General features: G+C 63.1%; 20 protein-coding genes. 15 read left to right on the forward strand and 5 right to left on the reverse strand.

What is annotated here, in order from left to right:
* Positions 1–32 precede the first annotated feature (32 nt).
* The gene (ubiA, locus tag NDI72_RS00465; protein WP_113154508.1) at positions 33–1016 is read right to left on the reverse strand and encodes a 4-hydroxybenzoate octaprenyltransferase; all 984 of its coding nucleotides are present in this window, start codon (positions 1014–1016) and stop codon (positions 33–35) included.
* 158 nt (positions 1017–1174) lie between these two features.
* Here ubiA and purD point away from each other — a divergent pair, with 158 nt between their 5' ends.
* A complete protein-coding gene (purD, locus tag NDI72_RS00470; RefSeq protein WP_283799252.1) occupies positions 1175–2449 on the forward strand; it encodes a phosphoribosylamine--glycine ligase in 1275 nt (424 codons plus the stop codon).
* 177 nt (positions 2450–2626) lie between these two features.
* Complete coding sequence (locus tag NDI72_RS00475; RefSeq protein ID WP_283799253.1) at positions 2627–3160, forward strand: chloramphenicol phosphotransferase CPT family protein; 534 nt, start codon at positions 2627–2629, stop codon at positions 3158–3160.
* Positions 3161–3181: 21 nt separating this feature from the next.
* On the opposite strand, the gene NDI72_RS00480 is transcribed toward NDI72_RS00475, so the two are convergent.
* Complete coding sequence (locus tag NDI72_RS00480) at positions 3182–3418, reverse strand: hypothetical protein (protein WP_113154509.1); 237 nt, start codon at positions 3416–3418, stop codon at positions 3182–3184.
* 267 nt (positions 3419–3685) lie between these two features.
* Between NDI72_RS00480 and NDI72_RS00485 the strand changes: the two genes are divergently transcribed.
* Entirely contained in the window at positions 3686–5455 is a 1770-nt protein-coding gene (locus NDI72_RS00485) for an acyl-CoA dehydrogenase family protein (protein ID WP_206547247.1), read from the forward strand.
* 23 nt (positions 5456–5478) lie between these two features.
* Entirely contained in the window at positions 5479–6231 is a 753-nt protein-coding gene (locus NDI72_RS00490; protein ID WP_113154511.1) for a crotonase/enoyl-CoA hydratase family protein, read from the forward strand.
* Positions 6232–6234: 3 nt separating this feature from the next.
* On the opposite strand, the gene pdxH is transcribed toward NDI72_RS00490, so the two are convergent.
* Positions 6235–6852 carry a pyridoxamine 5'-phosphate oxidase gene (gene pdxH, locus NDI72_RS00495; RefSeq protein WP_283799254.1) on the reverse strand — a complete coding sequence of 206 codons (618 nt, stop codon included), beginning with the start codon at positions 6850–6852 and terminating at the stop codon, positions 6235–6237.
* Between the two features lie 176 nt (positions 6853–7028).
* Here pdxH and NDI72_RS00500 point away from each other — a divergent pair, with 176 nt between their 5' ends.
* From NDI72_RS00500 to NDI72_RS00515, 4 genes are all read left to right on the forward strand, one after another.
* Complete coding sequence (locus NDI72_RS00500; RefSeq protein WP_283799255.1) at positions 7029–7373, forward strand: RT0821/Lpp0805 family surface protein; 345 nt, start codon at positions 7029–7031, stop codon at positions 7371–7373.
* A 119-nt stretch (positions 7374–7492) separates the two neighbouring features.
* A complete protein-coding gene (locus tag NDI72_RS00505) occupies positions 7493–8452 on the forward strand; it encodes a DnaJ C-terminal domain-containing protein (RefSeq protein ID WP_206993746.1) in 960 nt (319 codons plus the stop codon).
* 155 nt (positions 8453–8607) lie between these two features.
* The gene (fabI, locus tag NDI72_RS00510) at positions 8608–9426 is read left to right on the forward strand and encodes an enoyl-ACP reductase FabI (RefSeq protein ID WP_283799256.1); all 819 of its coding nucleotides are present in this window, start codon (positions 8608–8610) and stop codon (positions 9424–9426) included.
* A gap of 117 nt (positions 9427–9543) precedes the next feature.
* Positions 9544–10134, forward strand: coding sequence for a histidine phosphatase family protein (locus NDI72_RS00515; RefSeq protein WP_113154516.1), 591 nt, complete (start codon positions 9544–9546; stop codon positions 10132–10134).
* A gap of 3 nt (positions 10135–10137) precedes the next feature.
* Here NDI72_RS00515 and NDI72_RS00520 read toward each other — a convergent pair whose 3' ends face one another.
* On the reverse strand, positions 10138–10386 hold the full coding sequence (locus tag NDI72_RS00520) for a DUF1344 domain-containing protein (RefSeq protein ID WP_113154517.1): 249 nt from the start codon (positions 10384–10386) through the stop codon (positions 10138–10140).
* A 201-nt stretch (positions 10387–10587) separates the two neighbouring features.
* On the opposite strand from NDI72_RS00520, the gene aroC reads away from it, so the two are divergent.
* The 7 genes from aroC to NDI72_RS00555 all read left to right on the forward strand — a co-directional run bounded on the left by aroC (position 10588) and on the right by NDI72_RS00555 (position 18270).
* On the forward strand, positions 10588–11688 hold the full coding sequence (aroC, locus tag NDI72_RS00525) for a chorismate synthase (RefSeq protein ID WP_283799257.1): 1101 nt from the start codon (positions 10588–10590) through the stop codon (positions 11686–11688).
* An 11-nt stretch (positions 11689–11699) separates the two neighbouring features.
* Complete coding sequence (gene ribB, locus NDI72_RS00530; protein WP_113154518.1) at positions 11700–12803, forward strand: 3,4-dihydroxy-2-butanone-4-phosphate synthase; 1104 nt, start codon at positions 11700–11702, stop codon at positions 12801–12803.
* Positions 12804–12944: 141 nt separating this feature from the next.
* Positions 12945–13871: a histone deacetylase family protein gene (locus NDI72_RS00535; RefSeq protein ID WP_283799443.1), complete on the forward strand. Its 927-nt coding sequence runs from the start codon at positions 12945–12947 to the stop codon at positions 13869–13871.
* Positions 13872–13874: 3 nt separating this feature from the next.
* A complete protein-coding gene (locus NDI72_RS00540) occupies positions 13875–14126 on the forward strand; it encodes an exodeoxyribonuclease VII small subunit (RefSeq protein ID WP_113154519.1) in 252 nt (83 codons plus the stop codon).
* A gap of 152 nt (positions 14127–14278) precedes the next feature.
* A complete protein-coding gene (gene dxs, locus NDI72_RS00545; protein ID WP_502888361.1) occupies positions 14279–16219 on the forward strand; it encodes a 1-deoxy-D-xylulose-5-phosphate synthase in 1941 nt (646 codons plus the stop codon).
* Positions 16220–16297: 78 nt separating this feature from the next.
* Positions 16298–17032: a TlyA family RNA methyltransferase gene (locus tag NDI72_RS00550; RefSeq protein WP_206545848.1), complete on the forward strand. Its 735-nt coding sequence runs from the start codon at positions 16298–16300 to the stop codon at positions 17030–17032.
* Complete coding sequence (locus tag NDI72_RS00555; protein WP_283799259.1) at positions 17029–18270, forward strand: class I SAM-dependent RNA methyltransferase; 1242 nt, start codon at positions 17029–17031, stop codon at positions 18268–18270. Before NDI72_RS00550 ends, NDI72_RS00555 begins: the two co-directional genes overlap by 4 nt.
* Positions 18271–18301: 31 nt before the next feature.
* Here NDI72_RS00555 and NDI72_RS00560 read toward each other — a convergent pair whose 3' ends face one another.
* Entirely contained in the window at positions 18302–19000 is a 699-nt protein-coding gene (locus tag NDI72_RS00560) for an NAD-dependent deacylase (RefSeq protein WP_210347651.1), read from the reverse strand.
* Between the last annotated feature and the right edge of the window lies 1 nt (position 19001).

Genomic DNA, 19001 nt, shown 5'->3' on the forward strand with positions numbered 1-19001 from the left:
GCAGCCTTAGAAAACAGTCTTGGAAAGTTGCCTTAGAACTGTGGGCTGATGACGGCCCACAGGCTGCCGCCGATAAGGCCCAGGAAAATCAGCCAGCCAACCACATTGTTGGAACGGAAAAGCGCCAGGCACTGGTCCGGATTGTCGATGTCGATGACCCGGATCTGACGCGCCATATGCGCGCCGGCGGCGATCAGACCGGCGAGTGCTGGCATCGGCACTTCAGCGAGCGCAAAGGCGACGGCGAAGAACAGAAGCGCGCCGCCATAGAGCGCGATCAGCCATTGACGGGTCCTGTCGCCAAACAGGCGCGCGGTTGAACGCACGCCAACAATGGCGTCGTCTTCCTTGTCCTGATGCGCATAGATCGTGTCATAGCCGATCACCCAGAGGATCGAGCCGAAATAGAGCAGCACGGGCGCAAGCGTGAGGCTTTCGAAATCGGCTGCCCAGCCCATCAGCGCGCCCCAGGAAAAGGCAAGTCCCAGAAAGAGTTGCGGCCAGTCCGTGAATCTCTTTGCGAAGGGATAGATCGCCACGACCGCAAGCGAGGCAAAGCCCAGCGCGATGGCGAAGATGTTGAACTGGACAAGAACCAGAAGACCGACAAGCGCCTGCGCGATGAGGAAGGCCCAGGCCTGTTTGCGCGAGACCTGTCCGGAGGGCAGGGGGCGCGAGCGGGTGCGCTCAACCGCATCATCAATGCGCTGGTCAACGATGTCGTTATAGGTGCAGCCCGCGCCACGCATGGCGATCGCGCCGATGAGGAAAAGCCCCAGGTGCCAGAGCGACGGCAGCACCTCTTCCAGAGGCGCGCCGGGCCGTGCATAGGCGGCTGCGGCCAGCGCGGCGGACCACCAGCAGGGCCACAGAAGCAATTGCCAGCCAATGGGGCGATCCCAGCGGGCAAGCTGCGCATAGGGCCACATGGCCTGCGGCATGACACGATAGACCCAGTGTCCGGAGGGGGCATCCGAGACGCGGCCCTGACCCTGACGGGACTGGATCTTTTCCATGACGCATTTTCCTTCTTGTTGTCTCCTTCAGGAGGGAGTGGCAAGGCCTGATGCGCGCGTCAAGCGTTTCTGTCGTGGGAAGTTGGCATCTGCGCCTTGATTTTCGCGGCAAAGAGCCATAGCCCGAAGCGACAATTGAACAAGTGGGGATGCGTGGCATGAATGTTCTCTTGATCGGATCCGGCGGCCGTGAGCACGCGCTCGCCTGGAAACTTGCGGCCTCCCCGGTTTTGACAAAGCTCTATGCCGCGCCGGGCAATCCCGGCATGACGCAGGATGCCGAATGCGTTGCGCTCGACGTGTCGGACCATGACGCCGTCGTTGCGTTCTGCCGTGAAAAGGGCGTCGACCTCGTGGTGGTCGGCCCGGAAGCGCCGCTGGTGGCGGGGCTTGCCGATGCGCTGAACGCTGCGGACATTCGTGTGTTTGGCCCGAGCGCCGCCGCTGCCCGGCTTGAAGGTTCCAAGAGCTTCACCAAGGAACTGTGCGACCGCTACGGCATTCCCACCGCCGCCTATGGCCGCTTTGAGAACGCGCTGGCCGCGCGCGCCTATGTGCGCGAGCAGGGCGCGCCCATCGTCATCAAGGCCGACGGGCTTGCCGCCGGCAAGGGCGTGACCGTCGCGATGACGGAAGACGAGGCGATTGCGGCAATCGACGAGTGTTTCGACGGCAGCTTCGGCGAGGCGGGCGCTTCGGTCGTGGTGGAGGAATTTCTGGAAGGCGAAGAGGCGAGCTTCTTCTGCCTGTGCGATGGCGCTGCGGCGCTGCCCTTCGGCACGGCGCAGGACCACAAGCGCGTGGGCGATGGCGACACCGGCCCGAACACCGGCGGCATGGGCGCCTATTCGCCGGCTCCGGTGCTGGACGAGGCCATTCTGGCGCGCACCATGGCCGAAATCATCGAGCCGACGCTCAAGGGCATGGCGGAGATGGGCGCGCCCTTCACCGGGGTTCTCTATGCGGGCCTGATGCTGACCAAGGACGGCCCCAAGCTCATCGAATACAATGTGCGTTTCGGCGATCCGGAATGCCAGGTGCTGATGATGCGCCTCAAGGAAGACCTTCTGGCGCTTCTCAATGCGGCGGTGGACGGCCAGCTCGCGCATGTCTCTGCCCGCTGGCGCGACGAGGCAGCGCTTACCGTGGTGCTGGCGGCCAACGGGTATCCGGCAAGCCCGGAAAAAGGCACGGCGATCCACGGGCTCGAGGCCGCGGCTGCGGACGAGAATGTCGAAATCTTCCACGCCGGCACGGCGCTGAAGGACGGTGTTCTGGTGGCCAATGGCGGCCGCGTTCTAAATGTCACGGCGCTTGGCGCTTCAGTCACGGAAGCGCAGCAGAACGCCTATCGTGCGGTGGACCTGATCGACTGGCCGGAAGGTTTTTGCCGCCGTGACATCGGCTGGCGCGCCGTGGAGCGCGAAGGCTGAGGCGGGATGCCGACTGCGCGCATGACGCCTTTCATGCCGATGACAATGTGAAATCGTTCAATGCCGGTGATGGTTGGAGCAGGTGAAGCGGGCCGCCGCGTGCTTTGAGACTGCGCTTCATGTCAATCTCCCGTGACGCGGAGTGGTTAGAAGCGTATCAACGGCACCAGGCTCTCCATGACCCAGATCATCTTTCTCCACGGCGCTTCGAGCAGCGGCAAGTCGACGCTTGCGCGGGCGCTTCAGGCGCGCATTGAGCTGCCTTTCTGGCATGTCTCGATAGACCATCTGCGCGATGCCGGAGTTCTGCCGCTACAGCGGTTCCGGCGCGGCGATTTCGACTGGCAGGCCGCCAGGCCCGCCTTCTTCAAGGGGTTTCACGCGTCTCTGGCAGCCTATGCGAGGGCGGGGAACAATCTGATCCTTGAACATATTCTGGATGACGACGCATGGCTGCCCGAGCTGCAGGCGCTGTTTGCGCCATTCGATGTCTATTTCGTCGGGCTTCATTGCCCGCTGACTGTTCTCAACGAGCGGGAGGCGGCGCGTGGAGACAGGCCCGTGGGCAGTGCGCAGCGTGATTTCGAGACGGTGCATCTCGGAAAGAACTATGATCTCGAACTACAGTCTCTCGACGGCGCAGAGCACAATTCCGATCTGGTCATCAGGGGCTGGAGAGGCGGGGCGCGCAATTCGGATTTCGCGCAATAGGTGCTGCGTCGCCCCAGCCGCCTAGTCCTCGAACTGATATTCCGTCTCGAAGGGATCGGGCGCGGGCTTGTCGGGCAGGGTGCCTTCGGCCGCGCGCTTCTTGTGGTGGGCCAGTGAGCATTCGATGGAGCAAAGAATGCCGCGGTCGGTCCAGTAGGCCGGGCCGTTATCGATGTCGCCCTGATGATAGGTGAAGCCCGGCATGCCGAGTGCCTTTCCGCATTCGATGCAGCGATGTTTTTCCGGTCTTGCAAGCATGGGGCGTTCCTTCCGTTGGGCGGTTTCTACCGCACCGAACCGAAAAGTGGAAACCGGTTTTCGACAACTTCGATGTGCCGTCAAACCTTTGGAGTGTCCTTCGCGCCGCTGGATGGCCGCATCGTGATCCGACCCTGGTATCAGACACTGCAAGCTTTCTAAGATTGACGTTTACGTAAAGAGAAAATATCAATCTTGCGCCAATGTATGATGGCGAGCGCTTTGCTGAACGGCTAGGGTCTCGCCGGACATCAGGAGGATTGCAGCATGTACCGAGCCCCTGTCGATGAAATCGCCTTCACCCTGAAACACGTCACCGGCTTTGCCGCTGACCTCGACAGCGGCCGGTTTGGCGATCTGTCGGAAGATCTGGTCGACGCCATCGTGGCGGAGGCAGGCCGCTTTGCAGCCGAAGAAATCGCGCCGCTGGCGCGGGTGGGCGACGAACAGGGCGCGGTGCTGAAGGACGGGGCCGTCACCACGCCGCCGGGCTGGGCCGATCTCTATCGCCGTTGGTGCGAGGGTGGCTGGAACGGGCTTGCCGCGCCCGAGGAATTCGGCGGGCAGGCGCTGCCGACGCTTCTCTCGGTCGCCGCCTTCGAGATGTGGAATTCCGGCTCCATGGCCTTCGCCATCGGTCCGACGCTGACGGTCGGCGCAATCGAGGCGCTCGACAAGCATGCGACGCCCGAATTGCAGCAAAAATATCTGGAAAAGCTCGTTTCCGGCGCATGGATGGGCACGATGAACCTGACGGAGCCGCAGGCCGGTTCCGACCTCAACGCGCTCAAGGCGCGGGCCGAGCCGGTGGGCGACGGCACTTATCGCATTTTTGGCCAGAAGATTTTCATCACCTATGGCGAGCACGATTTCACCGACAACATCGTGCATCTGGTTCTGGCGCGGCTGCCGGATGCGCCGGCGGGCACCAAGGGCATTTCGCTGTTTCTGGTGCCGAAATTCTTCGTCAATGATGACGGATCGCTCGGCGCACGCAACGATGCCTTCTGCGCCTCCATGGAGCACAAGCTCGGCATCCACGCCTCGCCCACCTGCACCATGATCTATGGCGACGGCAAATTCGGCGACACGCCGGGCGCTGTCGGCTGGCTGATCGGTGAGGAAAATCGCGGTCTGGCCTGCATGTTCACCATGATGAACAACGCCCGGCTGGCAGTCGGCATGCAGGGTGTGGGCATTGCCGAAACCGCCACGCAGAAAGCGCTGGCCTATGCGCAGGACCGTCGGCAGGGCCGCGCCGCAGGTTCTAAGGGCGAAGGCATGAGCCCGATCGTGGCGCATCCCGATATCAAGCGCATGCTTTTGACCATGAAGGCGCAGACGCAGATGGCGCGCGCCATCACCTATTCCTGCGCCTACGCGATCGACCGGGCGCGGCTCGGTGAGGGCGATGAGGCAAAGGCCTGGCAGGCGCGCGCGGACATTCTCACGCCCATGGCCAAGGCATTCTCCACCGATGTGGGCGTGGATGTCGCCTCGCTTGGCGTGCAGGTGCATGGCGGCATGGGCTATGTTGAAGAGACGGGTGCTGCCGCACTCTATCGCGACGCCCGCATCGCGCCGATCTATGAGGGCACCAACGGCATTCAGGCCATCGATCTCGTCATGCGCAAGCTGCCGCTTCAGGGTGGCGAGGCAATGGCGGCATTCTTAAACGAGCTGCGGGCAGACCATGCCGCGCTCTCGGACGCATCGGGGCTTGGCGCAACGGCGGAAAGGCTGGGCCAGGCGCTGGATGATCTGGAGGAGACAACGGCGTATCTCACCAAGGCGCTCTCCGAGGGGCGGGTGAACGAGGCGCTTTGCGGCGCAACGCCTTATCTGCGGCTTTTCTCGCTGGTTATCGGCGTTGCGCTGAACACGCGGGCGCTTGCCGCCGGCGACCGGCCCGACCACGCCGTTCTGGTGCGTTTCATGGCGGAAAACCTGCTCGTGGAGACGGCAACGCTCAGGCAGCAGGTAATCGGCGGCGCTGACAGTCTGGATGCGGCGGCTGACGCGCTGCTTTCGGCCTGAACGTTCCGGGAGGACGAGAAACCATGAGCGAACATGTTCTGATCGAGCGGCGCGGTGCGGTGCAGGTGATCCGCCTGAACCGGCCTGAAAAGAAGAACGCCATCACCCGCGCCATGTATGCGGCGATGGCCGAAGCGCTGAAGCGCGGCGATGAGGATGCGGACGTGCGCTGCCACGTCATTCTGGGCCAGAAGGGCGCGTTTTCCGCCGGCAATGATCTGGCCGATTTTCTGGCCGTCGCCACGGGCGGCGAGGGCGGTCAGGAGGTCTATGATTTCCTTCTGGCGCTGGCAGGGGCGGCAAAGCCTCTGGTCTCCGGCGTCGATGGCGTTGCGGTGGGCATCGGCACGACGATCCACATGCATTGCGACCTGACCTTCGCGACGCCCGCGACCGTGTTCTCCACGCCCTTTGTCGATCTCGGTCTGGTGCCCGAAGCGGGCTCCAGTCTGCTCGCCCCGGCGATCATGGGGCAGCAGCGGGCGTTTGCCCTTCTGGCTCTGGGCGAGGGGTTGCCGGCAGCCGATGCTTGTGCTGCGGGGCTCATTCACAGGGTTGTGGGGGCAGAGGCGCTCGAAGAGGCAGTGTTTGCGGCTGCCGAGGCGCTTGTGGCAAAACCGCCGGAGGCGCTGAAGATTGCCCGCGATCTGCTGCGCGGTCCGCGCGACGACGTGATCGCGCGCATTCGCGAGGAGGCGGAGCATTTTCGTGCGCGCCTCAAATCGGATGAGGCGCGCGCCGCCTTCATGGCTTTCATGAGCCGCAAGGCGTCCTGAGGCTTACGGGTAGAGCCGTTTCGTCTGCCACGCGCCCTGATCGTCGCGGGTGAACACCACGCGGTCATGCAGGCGGAACGGACGGTCGTGCCAGAATTCGATCTGGCTCGGCACGATGCGGAAGCCCGACCAGTGCGCCGGGCGCGGGATTGCGCCCACGGCATATTTGGCGGTGTATTCGGCAACCGCCTTTTCCAGCGCAAAGCGGCTTTCCAGCGGGCGCGACTGTTTTGATGCCCATGCGCCGATGCGGCTTCCGCGCGGCCGCGACGCGTAATACTCGTCCGCCTCCGCGTCGCTCACCTGCTCCACCGGTCCGCGAATGCGCACCTGACGGCGCAGGCTCTTCCAGTGAAAGCACATGGCCGCCTTTTCCGCGCTCAGGATTTCACCGCCCTTGGCGCTCTCGAAATTCGTGTAGAAGACGAAGCCGCGCTCATCAAACCCTTTCAGAAGCACCATGCGCACATTTGGCATTCCATCGGGATCGACGGTCGCCAGCGCCAGCGCATTGGGGTCGTTGGGTTCGGATTTCGTGGCGTCCTCGAGCCATTCGGCAAAGAGCCGAAAAGGCTCGCTGCGTTCGGTGAAGTCACCGGATTTTAACGTCTCGTCAATCATACTGGCTGCCTGGTTCGCGTTATCTACGGGGAGAATGCCGATTGTCGGGGGCAAAGCAAGCGCCAGTTCGGGGCAAGGCCTTGGCTCTGCATGTTCTGCAGCGCTGTGTCGCGCCTGCAGCGGTGATTCTTCTGGCCGGGTGCAGTGTCTCGGCGCTTGATCCTGGAGGGCAGGACGTGGACCGTTCGGTTGTGACGGGCTCCATTGCGCCGGTGCCGATGCCGGAAAACTTCATGTCTCAACCCGTGAAGCCTGCACCGCTGCCGACAGGGACGGACGCCATGCTGCACGCCATGGTCGGCGGCATGGGCGACAGTCTAGACGGCGCGCCGCCTCTTTCCTGGGACGATCCGGAAAATGATGTGCGCGGCGTTGTCACCGCCATTTTCGATGACGAGACCGGCACCTGCCGCCGCTTCGTGACCTCGCGTGAAAGTTTCGATGGCGTCGGACTTTATCGCGGGACGGTCTGTCCAACGCCCGAGTTCGGATGGCAGATACAGGCGTTCGAAGCGGTTTAGCGGCTGTTTCGGGCGCGGGGTCTGGAATTTCTTCCTAGCCAGACGCATATAGTGAACAACACCCCGAATTCACGAACGTTTTGCCGTATAATGCGGAACGATCAGGAATAGAGCTGCACATGCGCAATCCATATGACGTGTTGGGCGTGGCCAAGAATGCCTCGTCCAAGGAGATAAAATCGGCTTACCGAAAGCTGGCGAAGAAGTATCATCCGGACCAGAAGCCGGACGATCCGAAGGCCAAGGAGCGCTTCGCAGAAATCGGGCAGGCCTATGAAATTCTGGGCGACGAGAAACAGCGCGGCGCTTTCGACCGCGGTGAGATCGATGCCGAAGGCAAGCCGCGTTTCACCGGTTTTGAAGGCGGGGGCGCGGGCGGTGATCCGTTTGGCGGTTTCCGGCGGTCGGGCCGGGGCGGGCCGGGCGGCCCGGGTGCGCAGCATTTCGAATTCAGAAGCGGTGGTCCCGATGGGGCCGGTTTCAGCGGCGCGGACATTTTCAGCCAGATCTTCGGTGATGCTTTTTCGCAGCAGGGCGGACCTGCCGGTCAGGGACGGCGCGCTGGCGCTGGCCACAAGCGCCCGAGCGGCATGGGCGATCTGAACGCGACGCTGGATGTCGATATCGAGGACGTTGCAAAGGCTTCCAAGGTCACGGCCATCTTCCCGGGTGGGCGGCGCATCGCGGTCAAGCTCCCGCGCTACGTGGAAGACGGCCAGACCATCCGCCTCAAGGGGCAGGGCGAGGAGACGCCGTTTGGCGAGCGCGGCGATGCGCTGGTCAAGCTGCGCTTCCGCAAGCACCCGCGCTACCGCGTTGAGGGCCGGGACCTGCATGTGGATCTGCCGGTGAGCCTGCGTGATGCGGTTCTGGGCGCGAAAGTGCCCGTTGAAACGCCGACGGGGCGGCTTGCGCTGACCATTCCGGCCTGGACAAGTTCTGACCGCACCATGCGTCTGAAAGGGCGCGGCCTGCCGCTGAAGACCGATGGAAACGGCGACCTTTACGCTCATATCCAGATCATGCTGCCGGAAGGCGGAGATCCGGCGCTTGAGGCATTGTTCCGCCAATCGGCTTGATGCCTTCGCCGGGCTGTGCGATAGGGCTGCCGGCTTATTTATATTGCGCGGTCGGGAATCGCCCGGTCGTGCTATGCAGGTAGTTGGAGTGATGAAGCGCCGCGCCTTCTGGTGAAAGCATGACGCTTCGGCAATTGAATTCGGAGAACCATTCCATGACAAGTGGCAATGGCCTGATGGCCGGAAAGCGCGGGCTCATTCTGGGTGTCGCCAACAACCGCTCGATCGCCTGGGGTATCGCCAAGGCGTGCGCCAATGCTGGCGCAGAGCTTGCTTTGACCTATCAGGGCGACGCCCTGAAGAAGCGCGTCGAGCCGCTGGCTGAAGAGCTGGGCGCGATCGTCGCCGGTCACTGCGACGTGACCGACATGGACAGCGTCGATGCGGTGTTCGAGAAGCTTGAGAAGGAATGGGGCAAGCTGGACTTCCTGGTCCATGCCGTCGCTTTCTCCGACAAGGACGAGCTGACCGGCCGTTATGTCGATACGAGCCGCAACAACTTCCTGCGCAGCATGGACATCTCGGTCTATTCGCTCACCGCGCTTGCCAAGCGCGCCGAGCCGCTGATGACCGATGGTGGCTCCATCCTGACGCTCACCTATTACGGCGCCGAGAAGGTGATGCCGCACTACAATGTCATGGGCGTCGCCAAGGCCGCGCTAGAGGCGAGCGTGCGTTATATGGCGGTCGATCTGGGCGGCAGCAACATTCGTGTCAACGCCATTTCGGCTGGCCCGATCAAGACGCTGGCGGCTTCGGGCATCGGCGATTTCCGCTACATTCTGCGCTGGAACGAGTACAACTCGCCGCTCAAGCGCGTTGTCACCACCGATGAGGTGGGCGATTCCGCTCTCTACATGCTGTCGCATCTCTCGCGCGGCGTGACGGGCGAAGTGCTGCATGTCGATTCCGGCTATCACGTGGTCGGCATGAAGGCCGTGGACGCTCCCGATATTTCTGTCGTGACGGAGTAGATCGGCCTGCGTTCATTCGAACGCGCAAAGGACGATCCTAACCAGTGATGGAGCATCGGAATACCCGAAAGCCGGTTCCTGCTTTTCGGTCCGATGCTCCAAGTCAGAAGGCCCGCAGTGCTTCCCACCCTCTATATCATCAGACACGGCCAGACGGCCTGGAACGCCGAAGAGCGTCTTCAGGGGCAGGCCGATACTGATATCAATGCGGTTGGTCAGGTTCAGGCCGACCGTAATGGCATTCGCCTTGCCGATCTTCTCGATCACAATGCGGATGGCTTTGATTTTGTCGCAAGCCCGTTACGACGTACGCGCGAGACGATGGAGCGTGTGCGCGCAGGCCTTGGCCTGCCGCGCGAGGCATACCGCACCGATCCCCGGCTGATGGAACTGAATTTCGGCGACTGGCAGGGCTTTACCTATGCCGAGCTGGAAGCGGAAAATCCCGGCTGCACGGCAGCCCGTTCAAACGACAAATGGGGATTTGTCCCGCCGGGCGACAATGCAGAGAGCTATGAAAAGCTGGCTGAGCGCATCAAGCCGTGGCTTGGAGAGGTCAAGGGGCCGACCGTCTGTGTCACCCATGGCGGCGTGATCCGCTCGCTTCTTTACCTGCTGGGCCATGCGTCCAGCGATGAAGCGGCTGCGCTCACCATACCGCAGGATCGCATCCTGCGGTTTGAGAGTGGTTCGGCAGACTGGCTGTAAGGCTCACTCGGGCAGAAGCATGTCCGTGATCTGCTTCACGCCATTGTCGACTTCCCGATAGGCGAGAACCACTTCCATGCCGGGCTGAATGGCGGAAACGTCCATCTCGCTCGGCAGCTTGTAGGTCTGGCCATTTTCAAGCGTGATGGTGAGATTGTCCGGGTCCACATTGCGAACCTTGCCCTCGGCGTCGAGGGCAAAGGCGGATGAGGCAAGCATTAATAATCCCACTGCCGCGGCGAAAATGCGCATTCCACACCTCTCGGATTTCTATGTGGCGCCCGTATCCGGGGCGCGAATCCCTTCAATTTTGTAAACCACCTAATTGTGTCAAAACTTTCGCATTAGGCAATCCGGTTTGACCGCACCCGCAAAGGCCAATAGAAGCGAAACGACCGGCTCTCGGGGACGCGCTCGATGGTCGGGCTGTCTGTTTTCTGGAAGCCTGCATTCATGTCTCACAACACATTCGGTCATCTGTTTCGTGTCACCACCTGGGGCGAGAGCCATGGCCCGGCCATAGGCTGCGTGATCGATGGCTGCCCGCCCGGCATTCGTTTCACGCTGGCCGAGATCCAGGCCGAGCTCGACAAGCGGCGTCCGGGGCAGTCGCGTTTCGTCACCCAGCGCCGCGAGCCGGATCAGGTGAAGATCCTGTCGGGCGTGCTGCCGGATGAGGACGGCGAAACGCTGATCACCACCGGCACTCCGGTCTCCATGCTGATCGAGAATGTTGACCAGCGCTCGAAAGACTATGGCGAGATCGCCAGGCGATTCCGGCCGGGGCATGCGGACTACACCTACGAGACGAAATACGGTCTGCGCGACTATCGCGGCGGTGGCCGTTCTTCGGCGCGCGAGACGGCGACGCGGGTTGCCGCAGGCGCGCTCGCCCGCAAGGTCGTGCCGGGCATGAATGTGCGCGCAGCGCTTGTCGCCATGGGCGAGAAGGAAATCGACCGGGCCAACTGGGACTGGGATTTCATCGGCAATGCGGACAATCCCTTCTTCACACCTGACCCGAACTCGGTTCCGGTGTTTACCGAATATCTCGACGGCATCCGCAAGGCGGGTTCGTCGGTGGGCGCGGTGATCGAGGTTGTGGCGGAAGACGTGCCGGCCGGTCTCGGCGCGCCGATCTACGCCAAGCTCGATCAGGATATCTGCGCCAATCTGATGTCGATCAACGCCGTGAAGGGCGTGGAGATCGGCAATGGTTTCGAGGCGGCGCGGATCACCGGCGAGGAAAACGCCGACGAGATGCGCATGGGCAATGACGGAACCCCGCGCTTTCTGAGCAACAATGCCGGCGGCATTCTGGGCGGCATCTCCACCGGTGAGCCCATCGTGGCGCGCTTCGCCGTCAAGCCGACCTCGTCGATCCTGACGCCGCGCCAGAGCATCGACAGGGACGGCAATGAGGTCGATGTTCTGACCAAAGGCCGGCACGATCCCTGTGTGGGCATCCGCGCGGTGCCGATTGCCGAGGCAATGGTGGCCTGCGCAATCGCCGATCATTATCTGCGGCACCGTGGCCAGACCGGTCGCATCTGAGGAGTTTTCCCATGCCCTATGACCAGAAGAAGGTCGTTGAAGCCCTGCGCGCCTTTGAAAAGGGCGAGATCGTTGTCGTCATGGATGATGACGGGCGCGAAAACGAGGGCGATCTGATTGTCGCCGCCGTGCACTGCACGCCCGAGAACATGGCCTTCATCGTGCGCCACACCTCCGGCATCGTCTGCGCACCCATGCCGCAGGGCGAAGCGCGGCGGCTGAACCTGACGCCGATGGTGGCCGAGAACGATGCGCCGCATTCCACGGCCTTTACCGTCAGCGTCGATTTCAAACATGGCACGACCACCGGCATTTCGGCTGATGACCGCACGCTGACCGTGCGCAATCTGGCGAACCCCAATGTCGGCCCCGGCGACTTTGTGCGACCGGGACACATTTTCCCGCTGGTGGCGCGCGAGGGCGGGGTGCTGATGCGCTCGGGCCATACGGAAGCGGCTGTCGATCTGTGCAAGCTCGCCGGCCTGCCGCCGGTTGGCGTGATCTGCGAACTGGTCAATGATGACGGCACGGTGATGCGTGGACCCCAAGTCTCCGCCTTTGCCGAGAAGAATGGCCTCAAGCAGGTGTCGGTCGCCGATCTCATCGCCTATCGCCAGCGTCAGGAAACGCTGGTGGAGCGGGTGGCGAGTTTTGACATCGACACGCCGAGCGGCCCTGCAAAGGCCCATGCCTACACGCTTCCCTGGGAAGCCATGCAGCATCTGGCCATCGTCTTCGGCGACATTCGCGACGGCGTCGACATTCCCGTGCGTCTTCACACCGAGGACGTGGTGACGGACGTGTTCGGCACGGAAGAGCGCCTGCGCGAGGCCATGGAGCGCATGAACGGCCTTGGTCGTGGCGTTCTGGTCTATCTGCGCGAGGGGTCGGTGGGCGTTGCCCATCAGAACCGCCGCCGTCCGGCCGGCAACGAAGATCGCGAGGATCATGACGAAGCCCTGCGGCGCGAGAGCGAGTGGCGCGAGATCGGCCTTGGCGCGCAGATCCTGAAGGATCTGGGCATTTCCTCGATCAAGCTGATGGCCTCCCGCGAGCGCCATTATGTGGGGCTTGAAGGTTTCGGTATCGAGATCGCTTCGACCGACATCATGTAAGAAAAACAGCCCCAGGGGCTGTGACAGCGGGCATGAAAGCATCCATCCGGCCCAAAAGGCCGGGTGAAAGCCTGTTGACATGCGACCACTGCGCGAAATCCTGTCATGGCCAAGTTATGCTTTGGCAATTACAGTTATGACATGAACACCCGTTTCTACACGCATTCGATCTGCCGTGAGCACATCACACCACCCGGCCACCCGGAGCGGGCGGACCGATTACGGGTGATCGTGGATCGGCTCGACGACGAGCCCTTCACCTATCTGGAGCGGCTGGAAGCGCCGCTCGCCGATGAAGAGACCGTGCTCTACGCACATCCGCAGGAGCATCTCGACAAGGTGAAGGCGAACATTCCCGAAGAGGGGATGGCGCGCATCGATGAAGACACGATCATCAGTCCGAAGAGCTTTGAAGCGGCGCTGACCGCCATCGGCGGCGCGCTGGCCGGTGTGGACGACGTGTTTTCCGGCGATACCGGCAACGTGTTCGTGGCAGGTCGTCCGCCCGGCCACCATGCCGAGAAGAACCGCGCCATGGGGTTCTGCCTGTTCAACAATGCGGCCATCGCCGCGCGCCATGCCCAGAAGAAGCACGGCGCGGAGCGTGTCGCCATCGTTGACTGGGACGTGCATCACGGAAACGGAACGCAGGAGATTTTCTGGGACGATCCGAGCGTTCTTTACTGCTCCACGCACCAGATGCCGCTCTTTCCGGGAACGGGTGCGGCCCATGAAACGGGGGCGGGCAACATCTTCAACGCGCCGCTTGCCGCCGGCTCCGGTTCGGAGGTTTTCCGCGAGGCGTTCGACAAGGTCATTCTGCCGGCGCTCGACCGGTTTTCGCCCGATCTGATCATCATTTCGGCAGGCTTCGACGCGCACCGCCGCGACCCGCTTGCCGAGATCAATCTGGACGCCGAGGATTTCGACTGGGCGACGGGCGTTCTGATGGAGCGGGCCGATCGTTTGTCACAGGGTCGCCTTGTCAGCCTGCTTGAAGGTGGGTACGACCTGCAGGGACTTTCCGTGTCGGTCGCTGCGCATGTCGGCCGCTTGTTAAAGGGGTGAGAGATGGCCGAAGAAGCCAACAGCGACATCAAGGGCATGAGCTTCGAGCAGGCGCTCGAGGCGCTGGAGAAGATCGTTGAGGATCTCGAGCGCGGCGACGTGCCGCTCGACCAGTCGATCAGGATCTATGAGCGCGGCGAGGCGCTGAAGAAGCACTGCGACCAGCTGCTCAAGGCAGCCGAGGACAAGGTGGAGAAGATCCGCCTCTCACGCGAAGGGCAGGCAGCCGGCAGCGAGCCACTCGACGAAAGCTGAGTCCGGAAAATCCAAAATATCGGCAACCTCTGTACATTTGTTTGTGCGGAGGTTGTTTTGTATTTGCATCATGAAAAATTATGCTCTCTTGAAACTGTACTGTTTCATCGCATTGCGTTTACTTTGGATAGCTGACGTCCTATGTCGAAGCGATGCAAACAGCCGAGGTGACGCGCGTGAAATCGCCACCCGAGACTCCACTTCTCGATACGGTCGGCATTCCTGCCGATCTCAAACGCCTTTCCGAGGATGCGCTTCCTCAGCTTGCTGACGAGCTGCGCGCCGAACTGATCGACGTGGTCTCCAGGACCGGCGGGCACCTGGGCGCAGGGCTCGGCGTGGTCGAGCTGACCGTGGCGCTGCACTATGTGTTCGACACGCCCGATGACCGGCTGATCTGGGATGTGGGCCATCAGGCCTATCCGCACAAGATCATCACCGGGCGGCGCGATCGCATCCGCACGCTGCGGCAGGAGGGCGGGCTCTACGGTTTCACCAAGCGCTCGGAGAGCGAATACGATCCGTTCGGAACCGCGCATTCCTCCACCTCCATCTCCGCCGGTCTCGGCATGGCCGTTGCCCATGAGCTGGCTGGCGAAAAGCGCAATGTGATTGCGGTGATCGGCGATGGTGCGATGTCGGCGGGCATGGCCTATGAGGCGATGAACAATGCCGGCGCTCTCGACGCCCGGCTGATCGTCATCCTCAACGACAACGACATGTCGATTGCGCCGCCGCAGGGCGCGATGAGCGCCTATCTGGCGCGGCTTGCCTCGGGGCGGGCCTATCAGGGCGTGCGCGATTTCGGCAAGAAACTCACCTCCTATCTGGGCGAGGGCGTGGACCGGGCGATCACCCGCGCGGTGGAGCATGCGCGCGGCTATGTGACCGGCGGCACGCTGTTTGAGGAAATGGGGTTCTTCCACATCGGTCCCATCGACGGGCACAATCTCAAGCACCTCATCCCGGTTCTGAAGAATGTGCGCGACAATGGCACGGGGCCGGTGCTCATCCATGTGGTGACGAAGAAGGGCAAGGGTTATCCGCCCGCAGAGGCCGCCGCCGACAAATATCATGGCGTTAACAAGTTCGACGTCATCACCGGCGCGCAGGCCAAGGCGCCGGCGAACGCGCCGAGCTACACCAAGGTTTTCGCCCAGTCGCTCATTCAGGAAGCGCGCGAGGACGACCGGATCGTCACCGTCACGGCGGCGATGCCGTCCGGCACCGGGCTCGACCTGTTCGAGCAGGAGTTTCCCGAACGCACTTTTGATGTGGGCATTGCCGAGCAGCATGCGGTGACCTTTGCCGCCGGGCTGGCGACGGAGGGGCTGCGCCCGTTCGCGGCGATCTATTCGACCTTCCTCCAGCGCGCCTATGACCAGGTGGTGCATGATGTGGCGCTGCAAAACCTGCCGGTTCGCTTTGCCATCGACCGCGCCGGCTTTGTGGGGGCGGATGGCGCCACCCATTGCGGTGCGTTCGACATCACCTATCTGGCCAGCCTGCCGAATTTCGTCGTCATGGCGGCGGCGGACGAGGCGGAGTTGCGCCACATGGTGCGCACCGCCGTGGAACATGATCAGGGGCCAATCGCCTTCCGCTATCCGCGTGGCAATGGCATTGGCGTCGAGATGCCGGAGCGCGGCGAAGTGCTGGAACTGGGCAAGGGGCGCATCATGCGCGAGGGCTCCAAGGTGGCGCTTCTCTCGCTGGGTGGCCGGCTTGAAGACTGCATGAAGGCGGCGGACGAGCTGGATGCGGCGGGTCTTTCCACGACCGTGGCCGACGCCCGCTTCGCCAAGCCGCTGGACACGGAGATGATTCGCCGGCTGGCGCAGGAGCACGAGGTTCTCATCACCATCGAGGAAGGCTCCATCGGCGGTTTCGGTTCGCATGTGCTCAATTTCCTGGCGCATGAAGGTCTGCTCGAAAGCGGTGTGAAGGTGCGGCCCATGGCCATGCCAGACCGCTTTATCGGCCACGCCAAGCCGGAGCGTATGGTGGAGGATGCGGGCCTTGATGCCCCGGCCATCGTGCGCACCGTCTTTGCCGCTCTTGGTCAGCAGGCGGAGAGCGCTGCGCGCGCCTGAAAACGGCGGGTTTTGGTTGGCAGGCGCGCCACAGGCGGGTAAAGCACCCCAAATGCGCAATTCCAGCAGGACCCTCCGATGAGGCTCGACCAGTTTCTCGTAGAGCGAGGATTTTTCGACAGCCGCGCCCGCGCGCGCGACGCGATCCTGCGCGGCACGGTGATGGTGGACGGGAAGCCTGCGAAAAAGCCGGGCCAGACGGTCGCGCCAACCGTCGAGATCGGGGTCGATGATCCGGCGAGCGCCTATGTATCGCGCGCGGCGCTAAAACTCCTGCGTGGCCTCGAGGTCTTCGGTTTCGATCCGAAAGGGGCCGAGGCGCTCGATATCGGCGCGTCGACCGGCGGTTTCACGCAGGTGCTTCTGGAGCGCGGCGCGGCCCATGTCACGGCCATCGATGTGGGCAGCGGGCAGATGGATGCCCGGATCGAGGGCGATCCGCGTGTTACGTCGCGCGAGGGCGTGAATGCAAGGCACCTGACGGCGGAAGACCTGAATGGCCGCGCGCCGGATTTTCTGGTGTCGGATGTGAGCTTCATTTCGCTGAAACTTGCCCTGCCGCCGGCACTCGCTCTGGCAGCGCCGGGCGCGTACGGTATCTTTCTGGTCAAGCCGCAGTTCGAGGCGGGGCGGGAAGCCATCGGCAAGGGCGGCCTGTTGCGCGATCCGGCGCGGGCCGATGAAATAGCGGCGGATCTGGAGAATTGGCTGGGGACGAACGCCGGTTGGCAGGCCGTGGGGCTTGCACCGTCGCCCATAGAGGGCGGAGACGGAAACCGTGAATTTCTTTTGGCCGGGCGCAGGAGCCGATGAGCGAAACTCTGACGATTGATCATCTGGGTGCACAGGGCGATGGCGTGGCGGTCACGCCGTCCGGGCCTGTCTATGTGCCGTTTGCGTTACCGGGCGAAGTGGTGGAAGCCGAAGTGCGCAAGGGGCGTGCCAGCAGGGTGAAGCTGCAGCAGGCCGCACCCGAGCGCGCCGAACCCGTGTGCCGTCATTTCGCCGATTGCGGCGGCTGCGCGGTGCAGCATCTGGAACAGGAAGCCTATCGCGCCTGGAAGCGCGACAAGGTGGAGCGCGCGCTGCAGGCGCGCGGCATCGATGTGGCGGTGGAGCCGCTTGTCGCGTGCCCGCCGCAGACGCGCCGCCGCGTGACCTTCACCGCACGGCGTCTGGGCTCGGATATCCTGCTTGGCTTCAACGCCGCGCAGACGCACCGCATCGTCGTGATCGAGGAATGTCCGGTCGCCACGCCCGTCATCACGGGGGCGCTGGATGATCTGCGGGATCTGGCAAAGGCAATCGCCGCAACGCCAAAACCGTTCCATATGACGGTGACCGAGACGGTGTCCGGCCTCGACATAGCGGTTGTGGGCGCAGGAAAGCTTGGTGAAAAGCAGCGCCGGGCCGTGGTGGACATGGCGCTCTCAAAGCAGGTTTCGCGGCTGTCCGCCGATGGCGAGATCATCGTGGAAGGCAACAAGCCGGCCGTGCTCTTCGGCGGTGTGCCGGTGGCCATTCCGCCGGCCGGCTTTCTGCAGGCGACCGCCGAGGCGGAAAACGCCATGGCCGCACTCGTGGCGGGGCATCTGGAAGGCTGCAAGCACGTTGCCGACCTCTTTGCCGGCAGCGGCACGTTTGCGCTGCGGCTTGCGCACAAGGCGCGGGTCTACGCTGCCGAGGGCGATGCTGGCGCGCTTGCCGCACTCGACAATGCCGCACGGCAGTGGCCGTCGCTCAAGCCGGTGAAGGCGGAAAAGCGCGATCTCTTCCACCGTCCGCTTCTGGTCAAGGAGCTGGCGGATTTCGACGGGCTGGTTTTCGATCCTCCCCGCGCGGGTGCGGAGTTCCAGTGCCGGCAGCTTGCCCGCTCGACCGTGCGGCGCATTGCGGCGGTGTCATGCAATCCGGGCACGCTGGCGCGGGATCTGGCGATCCTTGTCGAGGGTGGCTATCGCGTCACCAGCGTCACGCCCATCGACCAGTTCCTCTGGTCGCCGCATGTGGAAGCGGTGGCGCTTCTGGAAAAGAAGCCGCAGCGGCGGTAGGGCGTTTCCGCCTGACCGCGAAATGTGCTGATCAGCCCTTCAGGAGCATGTCGACATAGGAAGGCACCACGCGGCTTGCCGGCCCGTGGATCGCCTCGTCGAAATCATCGAACGTGTCGGAGGGCTCGAGATTGAGCTCGATCGTGTGCGCGCCGGAGCGGCCGGCTTCCTGAACGAACTGTGCTGCCGGATAGACATTGCCCGACGTGCCGATGGACATGAAGAGATCGGCGGCGCGAAGTGCGGTGTAGATGCGTTCCATCTGATAGGGCATCTCGCCGAACCAGACGACATCCGGGCGCATGTGGCCGACCGCGCCGCAGGAAGGGCAGGGCGTCTCCACCGACATGTCGCCCTGCCAGGCAGTGCGCGCGCCGCAATCGGCGCATAACGCGCTCAGATGTTCGCCATGCATGTGGATCAGGTTTGTGGAGCCTGCCCGCTCATGCAGATCATCGATGTTCTGTGTGACCAGAAGCACTTCGCCTTTGAACTCGCGTTCCAGCCGGGCGAGTGCGCGGTGCGCATCGTTGGGCTCAAGCCCGGCGATCCTGCGCCGGCGCATATTGTAGAAATCATGCACCAGAACCGGATTGGCGGCGAAGCCCTCGGGCGTCGCCACGTCGCGATAGTCGATCTTGGACCACAGACCGTTCCTGTCGCGGAACGTGTCCACGCCGGATTCGGCGGAGATGCCTGCGCCGGTCAGTATGACGATGCGCTCGAACATG

It is taken from the genome of Nitratireductor sp. GZWM139, assembly GCF_030068685.1.
In the GTDB taxonomy this organism is placed as follows: domain Bacteria; phylum Pseudomonadota; class Alphaproteobacteria; order Rhizobiales; family Rhizobiaceae; genus Nitratireductor; species Nitratireductor aquimarinus.